The organism is Chryseomicrobium aureum, from assembly GCF_016909155.1.
Taxonomy (GTDB): Bacteria; Bacillota; Bacilli; order Bacillales_A; family Planococcaceae; genus Chryseomicrobium; species Chryseomicrobium aureum.
The window spans coordinates 19080-34395 of the sequence record NZ_JAFBFG010000011.1; the positions used below are offsets into that span (position 1 = coordinate 19080).

Genomic DNA, 15316 nt, shown 5'->3' on the forward strand with positions numbered 1-15316 from the left:
AATATGGTATAATGAAGTGATTTTTTAGGGGGTGCACGACCTTGAGTTTGAAGGAACGATTAGATAACTGGACCCGTTCGAAATGGGCCAAAGCATTACGTATCACTGGAAGTGTTTTTTGGAATCTGGCATTGATTGTTCTCATTCTGTTTCTAGTACTTGGTGCGTTTGGTGCATCTGTTGGTGCAGGTTATTTTGCAGCTCTTGTCAAAGACGAGCCGTTGCGATCACCTGAACAGATGAAAAACGCCGTATTTACGTATGAAGAGACATCTGAAATCTATTTCAAAGATAATAATTATTTTGGAAAGATGCGAACGGATCTCGAGCGAACAGAAACAAAGCTCGATGCCGTCTCCGAGAATGTCTTAAATGCAGTATTTGCAACAGAAGATGAATATTTTGAAGTACACGATGGAATCGTGCCGAAAGCTGTTCTTCGCGGATTAGTACAAGATATTACAAATGCGGACACACAGACAGGTGGATCCACACTGACGCAACAAATTATTAAAAACCAAATCCTCACTAATGAAGTTTCTTACTCTCGTAAAGCAAAAGAGCTACTATTGGCTATGCGCTTAGAAGAATATATGGGGAAAGATGAAATTTTAGAAGCATACTTGAACATCATTCCGTATGGTCGAAATTCAAGTGGACGCAATATTGCTGGGATCGAGACGGCTGCGCAAGGGATTTTTGGTGTAGAAGCAAAAGATTTGAACCTCGCCCAAGCTGCTTACATCGCAGGAATTCCACAAGCTCCTTATCGCTACACACCTTTCACTAATAAAGGTGAGTTAAAAGATGCTGAAGGATTACAACCTGGAATCGACCGGATGAAGACGGTTCTCTTCCGTATGAATGAGACAGAGTATATTACGGATGCTGAGTATCAAGAGGCTCTAGCTTATGACATTACAAAAGACTTTAAACCACGTGAAGCTTCTACGTATGAAGACTTACCTTGGTTAACGATTGAAGTTGAAGAACGAGTCACGACAATCATGGCAAAAATCTTAGCCGAGCGTGACGGTCTTGATCCAGACCGCGTAGATGGCGACTCCTCTCTTCGAACAGAATATCGGCAACTAGCACGTCAAGAAATTGCTACTGGTGGATACCGCATCCACACAACGATTGACGAAGGCTTAATGCGAAAAATGGAAGAAATAAAAGACTCTTACGATATGTATGGGTATACACGTGTGAAAGAAGTAAAGAACGAAGAAACTGGTGAAATTGAAACAGTTGAAGAACCGGTTCAAGTTGGTGGGATGCTTTTAGAAAACCAAACGGGTCGAATTCTTGCTTTCATGGGTGGTCGTGACCATGACCTTGAAGCCTTGAATCACTCTACGACTGCCGTCCGTTCTCCTGGTTCAACATTCAAACCTTTAATGGTCTATGCTCCAGCCATTGAGTACGGACTTGTAGGTGCAGGTTCACCGGTGGTCGACGTAAAGTTCTCTTTAACAGATGCATCTAATCCTGGTTGGGAACCGTCGAACTACAATCCGAACCAAGAAAAAGGAATTATTTCTGTACGTAGTGCTTTGACAACTTCTCAAAACTTAACTGCGGTTCGCTTGTATGATGAAGTCAAACAACGCCAACCGATTGATTTGCTACACAAAATGGGCTTTAGCAGTGTAGAAAAGAAAGAGAATGACCACCCTTCTATCTCTATTGGAGGAACAACGACAGGCGTCACTATTGAAGACAATACAAATGCATTTTCGATGTTTGCGAACAATGGATCATTTGTCGATGCTTACTTAATTGAAAAAATCGAAGATGTTGACGGCAACGTCGTATTTGAGCACAAAGCTGAGCCTGTTCAAGTATTTAGTCCAGCGACTTCTTACATCATGAACGATATGATGCGCGATGTATTTGATGAGGGAACAGCAACTGTTGCCAATTCTCGTCTAAAGTTTAACTCAGACTTTGCTGGAAAAACTGGTACAACACAAGACCATAAAGATTCTTGGTTGATCGGCTACAATCCGAACGTGACATTGAGCGTATGGCTCGGATATGACAATTACAACTTAAAAGCAGGAGATAACACACTGTTCTATATGAACAACACGTATGGTCACCCTTCTGTTCGCTCGAATACTTTATGGGCGAATATTATGAACGGACTGTATGATGTAAATCCAGAATTGATTGCTGCACCAAATAAAACGTTCCAACGTCCTGAAGGTGTGGTAGAACGATCATTCTGTAGTATTTCTGGTCTTGCACCTTCATCTGCTTGTTCTAATGCAGGACTTGTACGTTCCGACTTATTTAACGCAGCTGCATTCTTACCAACTAAACCTGATGATAGTTTAGTGAGCTCATCGTATGTAACAATCAATGGCAATCGCTACCGTGCTCTTGACAGCACACCACAAGAGTTCGTTGTGAGAGGCGGATTTGGTGTTAGCGAGTCCTTCATTAAACGTATGCTTGGTCGTTTTGGTGGTAACGCGAGTAAATTATTCCCTGAGAACTCAGGTTTTGCGTCAAATGTAGTTTCAGAAGATGTATTCCAAGCAGATGATGCAGCTCCATCTGGTGTAACTGCTTCTGTTTCAGGAGATGTTATGACATGGACAGATTCTGGTTCTGCTGATGTTGTCGGATACTATATTTATCAAGGCTCTACACGAATCGCAGCTGTTCCACAAGCTAGCGCAAACCGATACACACTTGGTGGATTTGGAGATTACTCTGTTCGTGCAGTCGATATTACAGGTAAACAATCTGCACCATCAAATGTTATTACGCGTGAGCGTCCTGAGCCAGAGCCTGCTCCAACTCCTACCCCAACAACTCCACCTGCAACTGGTGGCGGGGATGGCGGCGGAAATTCTGGTGGTGGTAACTCTGGCGGTGGCAACTCTGGCGGCGGGAATGGCGGAGGCACTGGCGGTGGAGATGACACGGATCCAGTCGACCCGGTAGAACCTGAAGAGCCAGAAGAACCCGAAGAAGGTACTGAATAGAATAAAAGTTAGAGCATAAGTGCATCATAGAATATACGAAAGGGAGTTTCTCAAAATTTGAGAAACTCCCTTTTTGCTTTACCTTTTTAATCTTCCATTGTCGATAAGTCACCCGTCGGTAGATTCAATTCCCACGCTTTTAAAACGCGACGCATGATCTTTCCACTTCGTGTTTTTGGAAGTTTGTCTTTGAATTCAATTTCACGAGGAGCAGCATGTGCAGCCAATCCTTTTTTCACGAACTGCTGAATCTCAGCGACCAGCTCATCCGATTGCTCATAGCCTTCGTTTAAAGCGATGAACGCCTTTATGATTTCACCGCGGACCGGATCTGGTTTTCCGATGACGCCAGCTTCCATAACAGCCGGATGTTCAATTAATTTACTTTCTACTTCGAACGGCCCTACTCGCTCACCTGACGTCATGATGACATCATCCACGCGCCCCTGGAACCAGAAATACCCGTCTTCATCCATATACGCCGAATCTCCTGAGAAATACCATTCATCGTTCATGAAATACGAGTCATACTTCTCTTTATTGTTCCATACTTCTCGCATCATCGATGGCCAACCTTTTTTAATGGCTAGATTCCCCATTGTTAGCGGTGGTACTTCATTTCCTTCGTTGTCGATGATAGCTGCATACACGCCTGGAATTGGTTTCCCCATCGAGCCTGGCTTGATTGCCATCGTCGGGTAATTACAAATCATCTGACCTCCTGTTTCAGTCATCCACCATGTGTCGTGGATACGAAGCCCAAATACTTGCATGCCCCATTTCACAACTTCTGGATTTAACGGCTCCCCAACCGATAACAAGTGGCGAAGAGTTGATAAGTCATACTCTTTTACAAGGTTGTCCCCTGCTCCCATCAACATGCGGAAAGCTGTCGGTGCACTATACCAAACTGTCACACCATAGTCTTGAATTGCTTTATACCACGCATCTGGTGAGAAACGTCCACCTAAAATAAGAGATGTTGTTCCTGTCAGCCAAGGACCAAAGATTCCGTATACAGTACCCGTAACCCAGCCTGGATCCGCAGTACACCAGTAAATATCATTCTCTTTAACATCCATGACCCACTTCATCGTGTGGTAGTGTTGAACCATCGCACCATGTACATGTAAGATTCCTTTTGGCTTACCAGTAGAACCCGATGTGTAATGAAGCACTAAACCATCTTCTTGATCAACCCACACCGTTTCAAACTTGTCACTTGCTTCTTGAAGGCCTGCTGTAAAATCAACATACTTCTCATCAAATGAATCATACTCCCCAACGAGGAAGATTGTTTCAAGTTTTGGAAGCTTGTCGACAGGTACGCGACTGAGAAGTTCTGGAGTAGTCACTAATACTTTCGCATCGCTGTCATCTAAACGGTCATACACCGCGCCTTCCATGAATGCTTCAAACAAAGGCCCTACAATTACTCCCATCTTTAATGCACCTAAAAGTGCAAAATACAACTCCGGTGAACGTGGCATGAAGATGAACATGCGGTCCCCTTTTTCAAGAGATGAATATTTAGAAAGCGTATTTGCCGCTCGGTTTACATTGCGCATCATTTCGTAAAACGTATAGCTTTCCTTACGATCATTGTCTTGATAAAAGAGCGCCACTTTATTCTTGTTTGAAGAATATGCATGACGGTCAATCGCCTCATGTACAATGTTCATTTTCCCCGTCTTGTGCCAGTCAAATACCTCAGATGCACTATCCCATGAGAAATCTTTTGAGAACGATTCATACTCCGTAAGATTATAGTTTCCTTGAACTGCTGCTAATGTTTCAAGTTTCATACTGTCACCCCTTCTATGTAAGTACCCCCTTATTTTACCTAAAGTTATTTCGTTTGTACAACTATTCTGAATGTTTCTTGAAAGCGCACACATTTTCTAGGGTATACGGTATAATGGATAAGAGTAAAATGAAGGTGGTGTGCATGTGATTCATAAAAAAACCTACAATGCCATTGAAGTGAAAACAAAACACGGAACTGTGATCGTAGAAGGTCCTGTGCCAAGTGAGGAAATTGCTTCTTTGCAGTTTCACGAGGATTTGACCTCTTTCCGTGTCCCCGATCAACAACATAAAGCAATTATCGATATTGCAAAGTTACCGGAAGGCCGTTTGATTATTGTTCGAGAGCAAACAACTATTGTCGGGTATGCGACATTCTTGCACCCAGACCCTCTTGAACGCTGGTCGAAAGGAAACATGGAAAATTTGATTGAACTCGGTGCAATCGAAGTGATTCCGAAATACCGAGGAAGCGGAGTAGGAAAAAGTCTATTAAAGGTTTCGATGATGGACGATGCGATGAACGATTACATTGTCATCACAACGGAATATTATTGGCACTGGGATTTAAAAGGAACAGGTTTAAACGTATGGGAATACCGAAAAGTAATGGAAAAAATGATGAATGCGGGTGGACTTGAATATTTCGCTACAGATGACCCAGAAATTAGTTCGCACCCGGCAAACTGTTTAATGGCTCGCATCGGCTCACGCGTCGATAATGATTCTATTCAACAATTTGATCAGCTACGATTTATGAATCGTTTCATGTACTAGGAGGCTCGCTCATGATTATCGAAGAAATTATGAATACGGATGTGGCTACGCTCCTTCCCGCGCAAACATTGAGAGAAGCGGCTGCCACACTTCGAGAAAAAAAAATACGCCACATTGCAGTTGTGAATGACGAACGCGAAGTACTCGGTGTCATTACTGATCGTGATATCAAACAAGCAACACCTTCAAATCTATTGGATTCAGATGACTATAGCGTGCTTGATACACCGATTGAAAAAATCATGACTCCAAACCCTATTACTGGTCATCCTCTTGACTTTGTGGAAGAAACCGCTACCATTTTTTACGACAATCGTATCGGGTGCTTACCAATTGTCAGTAAAGGAAAACTTGTGGGAATGATTACAGAGTCCGACATGCTTTATAAATTCATTGAGTTAACAGGCGTTACGCAACCCGGTTCTCAAATTGAAATCCGTGTTCCAAATAAATCAGGTGTATTGTTTGAAGTCTCTAAAGTATTTTACGAACACCGTGTAAACGTCTTGTCTGTACTGGTCTATCCTGATAAAAAAGACGAGCTCTACAAGATTCTTGTAATTCGAGTAAAAACGATCAATCCCCTAAAGCTCGTTTCTGCTCTTGAAAAAGAAGGGTTTGACGTCATATGGCCAAGTCACCCGACACTGTAAACGAAGCTGTATTTGTCTATTCAGAAGACCAATTGGGGTACCGGTTTTCAGATACACATCCATTCAACCAGAAACGTTTGACACTGACGGTTGATTTATTAACAAAAATGAATGCGCTTTCAAAACAACATATTGTCGAACCTCGTATGGCCACTGACGAAGAACTCGCGTTGGCACACGACATGCGCTATATCGACGCTGTAAAAAAAGCGAGCGAGCCAGATTGCAATGCAGAGGAATTTGAAGCGTACGGCATTGGCACGGAAGATACGCCACTATTTGTTGGCATGCACGAAGCAAGTGCCCGTCTTGTCGGAAGTACGTTGACTGCAGTCGACTATGTAATGGAAGGTAAAGCGAAACATGCGGTTAACTTGGGTGGTGGCCTGCATCATGGATTCCGAGGGAAAGCTTCAGGATTTTGTGTTTATAACGATAGCTCTGTAGCAATTCGGTATATGCAGCAAAAATACAATGCTCGCGTTCTGTATATCGATACGGATGCGCATCATGGGGACGGTGTACAATGGTGTTTTTACGATGACCCAAATGTATGCACAATCTCGATTCATGAGACAGGTCGCTACCTTTTCCCTGGAACGGGGAATATCACAGAGCGTGGTTCAGGTGAAGGCTATGGGACTTCGTTCAATTTCCCAATCGATGCCTTCACAGAAGACGAATCGTTTTTAGAGATTTACCGTGCTGCATTCCGGGAAATCGTAGAGCATTTTAAGCCAGATGTGATTTTGACGCAAAATGGTGCAGATGCTCATTACTTTGATCCTCTTACACATTTATATGGAACAATCGAAACCTACAAAGAGATTCCTAAACTAGCGCATGAACTTGCGCATGAATATTGTGGGGGGAAATGGATTGCGGTTGGCGGCGGCGGTTATGATATTTGGCGCGTAGTCCCTCGTGCATGGTCGCTGATCTGGTTGGAAATGTCGGATCAACCGGCACCTACTGGGGAGTTACCAAAAACGTGGTTAGAGCGATGGGAGCAAGAAAGCCCAGTCCCCCTCATACCGACATGGGAAGATCCGTCCCCTCTTTACGAAGCTATTCCTCGTAAAGCAGAAATCACAGAGAAGAATCAGCAGATGTTAGAGAAGTCTTTGTACATTATTCGGAATGAGAAAAAAATGAGTCTTTAGATGTGGAGCCGACTGGTTAGAAATTGTGCGAGAAGACAGCGTGGACTGTGAAGCGCTTTTTGCTTCATAGGCTGCGATGGCTTCTTGCGGGATTTCTAGGAGGCGAAACTCGATTCCATTTAGATGTGGAGAACGCCACTCTAAAACGTTGAGTTCCACTGCGGGGCTGCTTTCCGTGGGCGCTGCGTGAGCTTCCTCGTCGCAAGCGCCTGCGGGATCTCACGGCAGACTGGAATCCCACTGGAGTCAACCCCTCCATTCCACTCAACTTTAGTTTTTATCACAGAATCTTTTAGAAGCTCTTTGACTTTAGTGCACTACTACGGTGATTACTACATTAATTCGGCTGATCGTGACGTTAGCAGCTTCCATTATGACGTTAGCGAAGCTCATTGTTACATTGCTCATATTATGGAAACTAATTGTACAGCTGCAAATGTATTTCAAACAAATACTACAAAAAAGGCCCCCACCAGAAAAGAAATTTCTGGTTGGAGGCCTTTTTTAGCGTCTAATTAAATATAGTTTAGGACAGCGATTGTTTGCTAATTAACTAGTAAGAAAAGTTCTATGATATTCTTCTTGAAGAAATGTTGAGATAAATTGAAATGACTTTTGTATACTAACTGAGCCCCCTGGAAATGGCGTTCTGGATGGAGGGCGACTTAAATTCAAGTATTATTTCACTGACTGACGTTCTTCGAGACGGTACGGCAAAATAACTGTACCCTCTTCGACTTTTTCATTGTTCATGTACTTCGTAAGTAGACGCATCGAAACCGCACCAATATCATATAGAGGCATTGCAATACTTGTTAATTGCGGGCGCACCATACGGGTTAATTTTGAATCTTCAAAACTGATGATTTCAATATCACCTGGGACATTTAGATTTGCATCTTTTGCGCCTTGCAAAATGCCGATTGCAATCTCATCATTTCCTGCAAAATAAGCAGTTGGAGGTTGCTTTAGGCTTTGGAGTTGTTCAAACGCACGAATCCCTTCCTCATATGTATTCTCGACCTCTACAATCAAGTCCGAGTCTACTTCAAGGTCTGCAGCATCCAAAGCTTTCTCGTATCCTGTGAGCTTGTGCAAACGATTAATGGAGGACTTCAACGAACCGGTCACATAAGCAATTCGTTGATGACCGTTTTGAATTAGTCGTTCAACAGCTTGAACTGCCGCTTCATGATATTCGATATTCACAGAAGGCGTATCCGTCGCTTGATCTAAAGTCCCTGCAAGAACCATCGGGATAGATGAACGTTTCATTTCATCACGGAGCTCATTTGATAATTGATCACTCATCAACACTACGCCATCCACTTGTTTACTCAATAAAGTCGAGAGCAGTTGCGCTTCTTTTTGAGGCTGTTGGTCTGAGTTGGTCAGAATAATGTTATAGCGATACATTGTTGCGATATCTTCAATTCCACGCACAAGTTCTGCATAAAAGACATTCGAGATGTCGGGAATAATAACGCCAACAGTTTTTGTTTTTTTACTTGCTAATCCACGTGCTACTGCATTTGGACGATAATCAAGACGTTCAATGACGGCAAGAACTTTCTGGCGAGTTGCCGGCTTTACATTTTGGTTGCCATTTACTACACGTGAGACTGTAGCCATTGAGACATTTGCTTCACGTGCTACATCATAAATCGTGACTGTCATGGTTTTCTCCCCTTTGTCAGGTACTATTTAACTTAGTATACAATACTTTTGTATGAAAAACGTATAAAATCATGGCATTTCATGAAAGGAAATCATTTACTTTTAACAACGAAAAAAAGCACCCCGAAGGATGCTCAGTTTTATGCGTGAATTTCATGAGATTTCATGAAATTTTGTAATGAACTGTAGAAATCATCAAATTGCTTCAAGTTCATTTGTTGAGCTTGATCTGATAAAGCAACAGCTGGATCTGGATGAACCTCTGCCATCACTCCATCTGCTCCAATGGCAAGAGCAGCTTTTGCTGCTGGTAACAAGATATCACGACGCCCTGTTGAGTGCGTAACATCTACAAATACTGGCAAGTGCGTTTCTTGTTTCAAAATTGGCACCGCAGAAATATCTAATGTGTTGCGTGTTGCTTTTTCATACGTACGGATACCACGCTCACAAAGAATGATTTGATCATTTCCTTGCGACATGATGTATTCTGCAGCATGAACAAATTCGTCCAGTGTCGCTGAGATTCCACGTTTTAGAAGAACCGGTTTATCTATTGAACCAACTGCTTTTAATAGTTCGAAGTTCTGCATGTTGCGAGCACCCACTTGAATCACATCGATGTAATCAAGTGCTTCTTCTAAATGTCCAGGTGTAACAATTTCAGATACCACGCCCAAACCGAACTCATCTGAAATTTGTTTCAGGATTTTTAATCCATCTAGACCAAGTCCTTGGAAATCGTATGGAGACGTACGTGGCTTGTATGCTCCCCCACGGATAAGTTTTAACCCTTTGGATTGAATTGATGCGGCAACCTCTGCCACTTGTGTGTAGGATTCAACTGCACAAGGTCCAAATACGAATGATGGTTTTCCTTGTCCAATTGGCTCTCCGTTCACAGTAACAATTGTATCTTCTGCTTTCTTTTTACGGGATACCAATAAGGCTTTCTTTTGGTCGTCCACTTGTAGTTCTAAAGCAGTCTTAAAGATTTCTTTGAAAATATGTTCGACTGTAGATTGTGGGAGAGGCCCCTGATTGGATTCTTTTAAAAGGTCCAGCATATTGCGCTCACGCAGAGGATCATAGCGATTCACACCTGATTTCTCTTTGACTTTACCGATTTCTTGAACAACTGTTGCGCGTTCATTAATAAGTTTGAGAATTTCGGTGTTCAGCTCGTCGACACGGCTGCGTAGTGTTTCTAATTCTGATTGACTCATTGTGTTGCTCCTCTCCTATGATGCGGTTGAATTTCTGAAAATTGTACTTCATTTTCGAGATACTGTCTATTATAAGGAAGTAGAGTTGAAAAGTCACGTAAAATAATTTAACGCTTCAACTCGTTAAAGTTATTTAGCAAAAAATACACCCCGCATTGCGAGGTGTTGGTGCCTATTACTATTTTTTTTCTTCTGAATCTTTTAATGCGTCTGAGAAAGCTTCGCCCACTGGAGAAGTTTCTGTATCTACATCTTCTACTGTATTTGATACAGTTTCCAGTACGTCCATTTCTTCTTCACCTTCAGATGAAGCAGTGCCATCATCCATCGGAGGAGTTTGGTTCTTCTTCACTTTACTTAATAACTGGTTAGAAGAATCCGAAACTTTTTTAGAGATTTCTGTCGTTTTTGTTTTAGCGTTTTGAGAAAGATCAGCTGACTTTTCTTTAATAGTTAAAGCTTGTTCAGAGATAGTACCACGTAGTTCAGTTCCACTTTTTGGTGCTAGTAACAAAGCAGTAGCTGCTCCGATGATTCCTCCTACTAATGCGCCTAACAAAAAGTCTTTGCTTGCAGATTCTTCACGGTAGATTTCATCATGACCCACATAATTTTGTGGTGCATAGAACGTCTCACCTTGTGACGCATAAGAAGCTTCGTGATCGTAATACTCTGTATTTTTGCGGCTATCGCCATAACTTGGTTTATTTGAGTAGTTTGTCATCGTAATTCCTCCTATAAAGTAGATTGATATGATGAATCTTCTTGCTTCGTTTGTTTTGCTTTATACGTATAGTAACCCGCTTCTTCTAATGATTTACGCTCTTTCCATTGATCGCGAATCCCTAATACTACATTGCTCCACTGCACAACTTGTGCAATTTTGTCTTCATTTTTTTCAACTTCATTCGTTACAGAGCTTGTAATACGCTGCATAGATGAATTGAACTGGTTAACAGTATCCCCAAATCCTTTAACAGATGTGACAAGACCGTTTAATTGAGAAGATTTGTATTGAATATCTTCTGTTAGAGCGTTTGTTTTGTGTAGTAATAGTGCCGTTTCTTTTGTCATGTCTTGCAGGTTGGAATCTAAGTGCTCGACTGTAACAGCAACGTTGGCCAATGTTTTCTTTACTGAAAACAAGGTAATCGCCATGCTGACACAGAGAACAAGGAATCCGACTGCTGCAATAACGGCAGCTATGTACAATAAGTTCTCCATCTACTGTTCCTCCTTTAGCTAACTTTCAATTGCTAGTTTTAGTATACCCTGTGACATCCAAGATAAACTCCACTGCTTCTTTTTTCCCATGTTCCTATTATGGCAATAGTGCTCCTTAGATTTCAAGTGAAAATAAAAAACCGCCCCGAGGCACGGTTTTAAATCAACTTCTCAAAAGCCTGCTGGAATTTCTGGACGTCTCCTGCTCCCATGAACAGGAACACTGCGTCTTCGTGGACCAAAAGTGGTGACACATCACTTTCCGATAAAATTGCACTGTTTGGCGTCAATTTCTGAAGATCATGAATCGTTAACTCCCCTTGTGCTTCACGAGCAGATGCAAAAATCTCACAGAGATAGATCTTATCTGCTTTACTCAATGCGTCTGCAAACTCATCTAAGAATTTTGCAGTACGTGAGAACGTATGCGGTTGGAAGACAGCAATCACTTCTTTGTCTGGATACTTCTGACGAGCAGACTGAATTGTAGCTGTAATTTCAGTTGGATGGTGTGCATAATCATCGATTAGTACACGTGCGTCTTTAAACGTTTCTGTGAAACGACGTTTAACCCCTCCGAATGTTGATAGACCTTTGGCAATCGCTTCTGCTGGAATCTCTTCAAAATGACAAAGTGCGATGACTGCTAGTGCATTTTGAATCGTGTGATCGCCGTACATCGGGATATGGAATCGGTGATAAAACTCATCACGGATCATCACATCAAACGTAGTACCATCCGGGGTCTTCTCGATGGATGTCGCTTGGAAATCGTTGCCACTCTTAATCCCGTAATAGATAACCGGAACCGAAGCCGTGATTTTCAGTAAGTCATCGTCATCTCCACAAGCAAAGATTGCTTTTTTGACTTGAGACGCCATCTCTTGGAACGCAGAGAATACGTCTTCTTTACTAGTGAAATAATCTGGGTGATCAAAATCAATATTTGTCATCACAGCATAATCTGGATGATACGCTAGGAAATGTCGACGGTACTCACACGCTTCAAACACAAAGTTCTCAGCATCTGCTAAGCCGTTCCCCGTTCCGTCCCCAATTAAATAAGAGGTTGGTGAATACACGTTCAAAACGTGTGATAACAAACCAGTAGTTGAAGTCTTCCCATGTGCTCCTGTTACAGCAACAGATGTGAACTGACTCATATAATTCCCTAAGAAAGTATGATAGCGAATAATTTCTGCACCGGCAGTTCGTGCTTTTTCAAGCTCCGGATGAGAATCTGGATACGCATTTCCTGCAATCACAATCATCTCTGCGGTAATATCTGCTTGTTCGAATTCATAAACATTGATTCCTCGTTCATGAAGAGGTTTTTCAGTGAAAAAGAACTCTGATTTATCTGAGCCTTGAACGTGATGGCCCACGTCATGGAGGATTTGAGCGAGCGAGCTCATCCCCGATCCTTTAATTCCTGTAAAATGATAGGTTGTCACTTGGGTTCCTCCTTACAAAATTTCCTGTAAAAACTCTTCGGATACGAGTACTTCACGTGGTTTACTTCCATTTTGGCCTGTGATGATGCCTGCTGTTTCCATAGCATCCATTAGCCGTGCTGCTCGATTATAGCCTAAGTGGAACTTTCTCTGCAATAGAGAAGTCGAAGCAGCGCCATGTTCAATAATAAAACGGCTTGCTTCTTCAAATAGCTCATCCTGTTCTTCCACTTCGACTGCGCGCACAATTAAATCTTCTTGTTTGAAAATGTAGTCTGGTTCTCCTTGCGAACGAGCATGCGCAATGATTCTGTCGATTTCATCATCCGAAACATAAGTCCCCTGAATCCGGATTGGGCTTGCCATCCCACTTCCGAGGTATAACATGTCCCCTTTTCCTAACAGACGCTCAGCTCCTTGTTGGTCAAGAATCGTCCGGGAGTCGATCTGAGATGAAACAGAGAACGCAATACGCGTTGGAACATTAGATTTGATGAGACCCGTGATGACATCAACACTTGGTCGTTGCGTAGCTAGAACGAGATGGATACCACATGCACGCGCTTTTTGAGCGATTCGGCAAATCGAATCCTCCACGTCCTGTGGCGCGGCCATCATCATATCCGCAAGCTCATCAATGACAATTACGATGTATGGAAGTTTTTTCGAAAATTTGCGAGCTTCAATTGCATTCTGATTAAAGCGAGAAATGTCACGTACTGCTGCATGTGCGAACAACTGGTAGCGTCTTTCCATTTCCTCAACTGCCCATTTTAGTGCAGCAGCAGCAGCTTTCACATCTGTTATGACAGGGCTGATTAAATGAGGGATATGGTTAAATGGCGCTAATTCCACTACTTTTGGATCAATCAGTAACAGTTTGACATCGCTCGGTGAAGCTTTATATAACAAGCTAATGAGCAGTGAGTTAATAAAGACAGACTTTCCAGAACCAGTGGCACCAGCAATCAAGCCATGTGGCATTTTGCGCAAGTCCATTGTCACAGGTTGACCATGCAAGTCGAGCCCCATTGCCACTTCAAGTGGAGAATCTGCATTTTTAAAGGCAGGTGCTTCAATTACTTCCGATAATTGCACAGCACGTGACACACGGTTTGGAATTTCTATTCCGATTGAGCGGCGCCCAGGAATCGGTGCTTGGATACGAATGTCTTTAGCAGCAAGTGCTAATTTCAAGTCATCTGTTAAATTACGGATTTTACTTACTTTTGTCCCCTGCCCTACCGTTAACTCAAACTGAGTGACAGCTGGACCTTGGACAATAGAGATCACTTCAGACTGAATCTGGAAATGTGCGAGTGCCTCGACAAGATGCTCGGCTTGTTGATCCATCCACTCATTATCATCCGATTTATGTACAGGTGCATGTAGGAAGTTGGACGCTGGCATTGCATAGTTGGGTACAATAGGTTCTTCTTTTACTTCAGACTTCATATCGCGTGTCTCATCAAGAGGTACAGCTGGTTGCGCTGGCACTTGAATCGGCTCTTGTTTGAGCTGAGTAGGTACAGATACTTTTTGTTCAAGCTTACGTTTATCCGAAGAAAGCATCAATACATTGAAAGGTTTGATTTTTTCTTTCGGGCGCTCTGGCTCGGGTACAGTTTCTTCAACTACATTCTCCGCTTGTTCAAGGGCTACTTGCTCAATTGTTGCTGTTGCTTCTTCATTGTTTAGATTTACTGACTGTTCCACCACTTGCTCTTGAGGCGCAGGAATTTCATCCTTCATCTTATCTACTACAACTGGTTCTGTCCTTAAGGCTTCACCTTTAGTTGGAATATCGAGTTCAACAGCTTGCACTGGTAACTCTTCCTGTTGTTCAGCTGTCCAATCATAGTGAGATGTGCGCATTGTTCGTGTGATGCTAGCTGCTGATTCTTGCTCTGTCTTCAGCCCAAAGACTGGCGAAGGAACGACAGATGGCACGTAGCGCTTTTTTGACCGTACAATTTCTTTTTGCACAGGCTTATTTGAAACCGGATCTTGCTGGCGTTTCGGAGTACGCGGCTCTGAAGGAGCGTACGGCTTTTTCGGTGCCTGTGGCTCAGAAGACGTATAGTGGTTTTCATATGAATAACTTGAAGGCGTTGGCTCAAATGGAGCTGCCGTAGGTTTATTTACTAGATAGTTTTTTTCATCGTCCGAAATGAGCGGGAAGCGGAATGGTGGCTGCTTCTTCGCCGGCACTTCTTCAAAGGATGATTGTTCTGGTATTTCTTCTTGCTGGTTTTGTCGGAATAATCGTTTTACCCATTCCATGGTGTTCTTCATCCTTTCTATCTCTCCATTTTACCAAGAAAAAGGCCTGACGTC

General features: G+C 42.7%; 11 protein-coding genes. 4 read left to right on the top strand and 7 right to left on the bottom strand.

Features of this window, described 5'->3' with window-relative positions; translation table 11 throughout:
• Positions 1 to 41: 41 nt before the first annotated feature.
• Complete coding sequence (locus JOD03_RS08800) at positions 42 to 2999, top strand: transglycosylase domain-containing protein (RefSeq protein ID WP_204590478.1); 2958 nt, start codon at positions 42 to 44, stop codon at positions 2997 to 2999.
• An 86-nt stretch (positions 3000 to 3085) separates the two neighbouring features.
• On the opposite strand, the gene acsA is transcribed toward JOD03_RS08800, so the two are convergent.
• Positions 3086 to 4804, bottom strand: a complete 1719-nt coding sequence (acsA, locus tag JOD03_RS08805; protein ID WP_204590479.1) for an acetate--CoA ligase — start codon at positions 4802 to 4804, stop codon at positions 3086 to 3088.
• A 145-nt stretch (positions 4805 to 4949) separates the two neighbouring features.
• Here acsA and JOD03_RS08810 point away from each other — a divergent pair, with 145 nt between their 5' ends.
• Genes JOD03_RS08810 through JOD03_RS08820 form a run of 3 tightly spaced genes read left to right on the top strand, consistent with a single transcriptional unit; the run spans position 4950 to position 7398 of the window.
• Entirely contained in the window at positions 4950 to 5582 is a 633-nt protein-coding gene (locus JOD03_RS08810; protein WP_204590480.1) for a GNAT family N-acetyltransferase, read from the top strand.
• 11 nt (positions 5583 to 5593) lie between these two features.
• On the top strand, positions 5594 to 6235 hold the full coding sequence (locus JOD03_RS08815) for an acetoin utilization AcuB family protein (protein ID WP_204590481.1): 642 nt from the start codon (positions 5594 to 5596) through the stop codon (positions 6233 to 6235).
• Positions 6211 to 7398 carry an acetoin utilization protein AcuC gene (locus tag JOD03_RS08820; protein WP_204590482.1) on the top strand — a complete coding sequence of 396 codons (1188 nt, stop codon included), beginning with the start codon at positions 6211 to 6213 and terminating at the stop codon, positions 7396 to 7398. Before JOD03_RS08815 ends, JOD03_RS08820 begins: the two co-directional genes overlap by 25 nt.
• Before the next feature lie 678 nt (positions 7399 to 8076).
• Here JOD03_RS08820 and ccpA read toward each other — a convergent pair.
• The 6 genes from ccpA to JOD03_RS08850 form a co-directional block, all read right to left on the bottom strand.
• A complete protein-coding gene (gene ccpA / locus JOD03_RS08825) occupies positions 8077 to 9075 on the bottom strand; it encodes a catabolite control protein A (RefSeq protein WP_204590483.1) in 999 nt (332 codons plus the stop codon).
• Between the two features lie 140 nt (positions 9076 to 9215).
• Positions 9216 to 10301, bottom strand: coding sequence for a bifunctional 3-deoxy-7-phosphoheptulonate synthase/chorismate mutase (locus JOD03_RS08830; RefSeq protein ID WP_204590484.1), 1086 nt, complete (start codon positions 10299 to 10301; stop codon positions 9216 to 9218).
• 178 nt (positions 10302 to 10479) lie between these two features.
• On the bottom strand, positions 10480 to 11025 hold the full coding sequence (locus JOD03_RS08835; protein WP_204590485.1) for a YtxH domain-containing protein: 546 nt from the start codon (positions 11023 to 11025) through the stop codon (positions 10480 to 10482).
• An 11-nt stretch (positions 11026 to 11036) separates the two neighbouring features.
• A complete protein-coding gene (locus tag JOD03_RS08840) occupies positions 11037 to 11525 on the bottom strand; it encodes a DUF948 domain-containing protein (RefSeq protein WP_204590486.1) in 489 nt (162 codons plus the stop codon).
• A 158-nt stretch (positions 11526 to 11683) separates the two neighbouring features.
• Positions 11684 to 12979 (bottom strand): UDP-N-acetylmuramate--L-alanine ligase, encoded by a 1296-nt coding sequence (murC, locus tag JOD03_RS08845; protein WP_204590487.1) that lies wholly within the window; start codon positions 12977 to 12979, stop codon positions 11684 to 11686.
• A gap of 12 nt (positions 12980 to 12991) precedes the next feature.
• Positions 12992 to 15262 (bottom strand): DNA translocase FtsK, encoded by a 2271-nt coding sequence (locus tag JOD03_RS08850; RefSeq protein WP_204590488.1) that lies wholly within the window; start codon positions 15260 to 15262, stop codon positions 12992 to 12994.
• Between the last annotated feature and the right edge of the window lie 54 nt (positions 15263 to 15316).